Source organism: Dysgonomonas sp. Marseille-P4677, from assembly GCF_016652235.1.
Classification (GTDB): domain Bacteria; phylum Bacteroidota; class Bacteroidia; order Bacteroidales; family Dysgonomonadaceae; genus Dysgonomonas.
Window position 1 is genome coordinate 1 of record NZ_JAEPKU010000277.1, and the last position, 1,042, is coordinate 1,042.

The 1,042-nt window shown below is 34.5% G+C and carries 2 protein-coding genes; both read left to right on the top strand.

Features of this window, described 5'->3' with window-relative positions:
• On the top strand, positions 1-282 hold a 282-nt coding region (locus tag JGH11_RS20050), incomplete at its 5' end, for a helix-turn-helix domain-containing protein (RefSeq protein ID WP_236264280.1).
• A 123-nt stretch (positions 283-405) separates the two neighbouring features.
• Positions 406-648 carry a hypothetical protein gene (locus JGH11_RS20055; RefSeq protein WP_201114767.1) on the top strand — a complete coding sequence of 81 codons (243 nt, stop codon included), beginning with the start codon at positions 406-408 and terminating at the stop codon, positions 646-648.
• Positions 649-1,042: the final 394 nt, after the last annotated feature.

A 1,042-nucleotide genomic window follows, 5' to 3' on the forward strand; every position in this document is an offset into this window, starting at 1 on the left:
ATAACAGAATCAGATCCGAGAGTCTCTTATTTCTTTAACTCCATTGAACGTGTAATCCTTCTGGTTGAAGACCTGTTAGACAGGCAAAAGCCGTTATTGAATGGAGAACATTATATTACAGACGAAGAACTGTCAAAGCTCTTAAAAGTTCATCGGCGTACATTAAGTGATTATCGTAAAAAAGGGATATTACCTTATATCTATTTTGGAGGAAAAGTCCTTTATAAAGGATCTACAATACAAAATATTTTGAAGGAACTTTATTTGCCGAAGTGGAGATAGCACTGAGTTTGGGCAATAAAACAGAGGGTGTATTTAAATCAACACTCATTATCAGACAACTACGACCGACATACTAAACAAAATTCAGCATTAAAGATTATTTTATTTTAAATTTTTAAAACTATGCCAAAAATTATTAAAACAACAGAGTCCTCTTTGGAGGAGATTTTTGAAAGGATATTCGATAAGATGATGCCTAAGATTTCTAGACTGCAGATTGAAAGAACATATAGTATTAATCAGGTAGCAAAGATGCTGGGGCGTTCCCATAAAAAAATATCCGATCTGGTGACAACGGGGATGCTAAAAGCTACGCCTGACAGACGAATTTATGAAAGTTCAGTCAGGGAGTACAATCAAAAGTAATAGATACAATGAATAGTTGAAATCCACGAAGCTTTTTCATCTACCATTATGAGAAAGATTTATAACGCCATCAGTGAATGGCGTTATTTTATTGAGTTTATCTTTACTCTGTTCATTTGCTATCCTCTCCGATGGAAATAATTATATATAAGAAACCAGGTCTTGAAGAAATATTCAAAATGAATAAATTTAATGGCATAAAAGACTTTTCTGTTCTGAATGGAAGTAAGACAGGCTTGGATAGAAGATATGTACTATCCTTTACCGGGTTTCCCTTTATTCGAATTATTGTACTTAATGTAGCATTCCGTGAGATCCCGCAGCTTCGCTTTCACCTGGTCCATTTCATTCAATATTTCCTGATCCCGCATTTTAGCATATATCCTGGTCGTTT